The sequence below is a fragment of the Mesorhizobium sp. M7A.F.Ca.AU.002.02.1.1 genome (assembly GCF_003998535.1).
Taxonomy (GTDB): domain Bacteria; phylum Pseudomonadota; class Alphaproteobacteria; order Rhizobiales; family Rhizobiaceae; genus Mesorhizobium; species Mesorhizobium ciceri.
On the sequence record NZ_RZPB01000738.1, the window covers coordinates 1 to 2958 of the forward strand.

General features: G+C 64.2%; 3 protein-coding genes. 2 read left to right on the forward strand and 1 reads right to left on the reverse strand.

From position 1 onward, the window contains the following. Positions 1 to 141 precede the first annotated feature (141 nt). Positions 142 to 1551, forward strand: a complete 1410-nt coding sequence (leuC, locus tag EN879_RS30375; RefSeq protein WP_063169533.1) for a 3-isopropylmalate dehydratase large subunit — start codon at positions 142 to 144, stop codon at positions 1549 to 1551. 38 nt (positions 1552 to 1589) lie between these two features. On the opposite strand, the gene EN879_RS30380 is transcribed toward leuC, so the two are convergent. Continuing rightward, positions 1590 to 1907, reverse strand: coding sequence for a hypothetical protein (locus EN879_RS30380; protein ID WP_013528869.1), 318 nt, complete (start codon positions 1905 to 1907; stop codon positions 1590 to 1592). 159 nt (positions 1908 to 2066) lie between these two features. Here EN879_RS30380 and EN879_RS30385 point away from each other — a divergent pair. Beyond that, a partial coding sequence (locus EN879_RS30385; RefSeq protein WP_164774677.1) for a GGDEF domain-containing protein occupies positions 2067 to 2958 on the forward strand: 892 nt, incomplete at its 3' end.

Consider the following 2958-nt stretch of genomic DNA (forward strand, 5'->3'; position numbering starts at 1 on the left):
CGCCTGCCGTCGCGCTTCTCCGCGCGCGTGTCCGGGGCGCTGACCAGCCGACTACCCTAGGCCGACCCATCGGGGTCGTTTCGCCGGGCCGGAGGTCCGGCACCTGCTCTTTCCCATTCTCATATCGACGGATTTACGCACATGAGCGCACCGCGCACCCTCTACGACAAGATTTTCGACGACCATGTCGTCGATCGCCAGGAAGACGGCACCTGCCTGCTCTACATCGACCGCCACCTGGTCCATGAAGTGACCAGTCCGCAGGCCTTCGAAGGCCTGCGCATGACCGGCCGTAAAGTCCGGCATCCGGAAAAGACGCTGGCCGTGGTCGATCACAATGTCTCGACTTCGCCCGAGCGCAAGTTCGGCATCAAGAACGAGGAAAGCCGCATCCAGGTCGAGGCGCTGGCCAAGAACGCCAGGGATTTCGGCGTCGAATATTATTCCGAGAACGATATCCGCCAGGGCATCGTCCACATCATCGGTCCGGAGCAGGGCTTTACACTGCCCGGCATGACCATCGTCTGCGGCGACAGCCACACCTCGACGCACGGCGCTTTCGGCGCGCTGGCGCATGGCATCGGCACATCCGAGGTCGAGCATGTTCTGGCGACGCAGACGCTGATCCAGCGCAAGGCCAAGAACATGCTGGTGCGTGTCGACGGCCAATTGCCGGAAGGTGTCACCGCCAAGGACATCATCCTGGCCATCATCGGCGAGATCGGCACTGCCGGTGGCACCGGCTATGTCATCGAATATGCCGGCGAGGCGATCCGTGCGCTGTCGATGGAGGGCCGCATGACGATCTGCAACATGTCGATCGAAGGCGGCGCGCGCGCCGGCCTGATCGCCGCGGACGAGACGACCTTCGCCTATGTCAAGGACAAGCCCCGCGCGCCGAAGGGCGCGGCCTGGGATGCGGCACTCGAATACTGGAAGACGCTACAGTCCGACGAGGGCGCGCATTTCGACAAGGTGATCGTGCTCGACGCGGCCAAGCTGCCGCCGATCGTCTCCTGGGGCTCTTCGCCCGAGGACGTCGTGTCGGTGCAAGGCATCGTGCCGAACCCGGACGACATCACCGATGAGAACAAGCGCACCTCCAAGCAGCGCGCGCTCGACTATATGGGTCTGACGCCGGGCACCAGGATCACCGACATCACGCTCGACCGCGTCTTCATCGGTTCCTGCACCAATGGCCGCATCGAGGATCTGCGCGCCGTCGCCAAGGTGGTCGAAGGCAAGACGGTCAGCCCGCATGTCGATGCGATGATCGTGCCGGGCTCCGGCCTGGTCAAGGAACAGGCGGAAGCCGAAGGCCTCGACAAGATCTTTGTCGCCGCCGGTTTCGATTGGCGCGAGCCGGGCTGCTCGATGTGCCTGGCCATGAACGACGACCGGCTGAAGCCGCATGAACGCTGCGCCTCGACTTCGAACCGCAATTTCGAGGGCCGGCAAGGCTTCAAGGGCCGCACCCATCTGGTGTCGCCGGCGATGGCGGCCGCGGCGGCGATCGCCGGCCACTTCGTCGACATTCGCGAGTGGAAGTAGTCCAGACTTGAACGGACCCGAGCCGCACCCGGCTCGGGTCAACGCTTCCCGTCGCGGCGGACGAGTTCGTGGAACTCCTCGCGGCGTCCGGGCTGTTCGGCCGCGACCACAAGCGCAAGCTGTTGTTCTTCGAAGAGCTTGAACCATTCGTCCCATTCGACGAGTTCATAGCCCCCCGCATTGAGCGGCCGTTCAGGCTGGTCCTGATCCTGATAGGCGTGCTGGCCGAAGACCAGCCTCAACATGGGCTGCGTCCCCGCTTCGGGCGAGATGTCGACGATTGCGGGAAAGCCGGCGCGCCCGGCAGCCCACGAGCGGATCGCATCGTGGTCGGTCAGTGTGATTGTGTCGGCCATCGGTCGCTCCAGATTGTCAACGAAGGAACGCTGACCGGAGACGGCGGTTCCCTGACATTATTTTGAGATGGCGGTCCTGCTTGCGGCGAGGCTTAACCGCTTGTTTGGGCTTGCCCTCTAAGCTCTTCCCCGACGTAAGCGAGGGGAAGTCATAGTCGTTTGGACACGGGTCTGCTCATAGCGCTGCTTAACCCGACGATCGCGCTGGCGCTCGGCGCGGCGTTCCTCGTGCTATGGTCCTATCAGCGCCACCGCCCCTATCTGGCCGTGCTGGCGCTCAGCTACAGTCTCTCGGCGGTGGGCTTCCTGCTTCAGTATTTCACCTTGCCGATCGGCATGCCGCTGACCAAGCTGGTGTCGAACATCTGCTTCAGCATCGCCGGCTGCTGCCTGGCCGGCGCCATCGTCCACCGCTATGGCCGCAAGGTGCCCTATGTGGGGATCGGCGCGCTGGCCTGCGGGGGACTGGCGTCGTTCTGCTGGTTCCTGTTCATCGCGCCGGATCTCACCTGGCGCATCCTGGCGATGAACTTCGCTTTCGGCGGTATCAGCCTTCTGGTTGCCGCCGAACTGCGCCCGGTGCGCAACAACGGCCCGACCGAGAAAATCCTGTTCGTGCTGTCGCTGCTGTCGGGCGTCAACTTCTTCGTGCGCACCCTTATCGTCGTCATCGCGCACGGGCCCTTCACGAGCTATGACGGGTTCTATGGCTCGTCCTACTGGACGACGGCGCTGCTGTCGCACGCGCTGCTGTCGCTGCTTATCGCGCTGTGCCTGTTTTCCGCCGCGGCACTCGACGTGTTGAAGGCGTTGAAGACCGAGACCTTTACCGACCCCCTGTCGGGCCTGCTCAACCGGCGTGGCTTCGAGGAGCGCGGCATGCTGCTCTTGCGGCACTGCGCCTCGGCGCGGTTCCCGGTCGCGTTGGTGCTGGCCGACCTCGATCATTTCAAGGCGCTCAACGATGTGCATGGGCATGGGGCGGGCGATCGCGTGATTGCCGATTTCGCCGCCAAGCTTCGGTCGGCGGCCGGCGCGCGCGGTGTTGCCG

Excerpts from the sequence above, each read along its gene's own strand:
- leuC (WP_063169533.1), top strand. The coding sequence starts at position 142 with ATGAGCGCACCGCGCACCCTCTACGACAAGATTTTCGACGACCATGTC.
- EN879_RS30380 (WP_013528869.1), bottom strand. The coding sequence starts at position 1,907 with ATGGCCGACACAATCACACTGACCGACCACGATGCGATCCGCTCGTGG.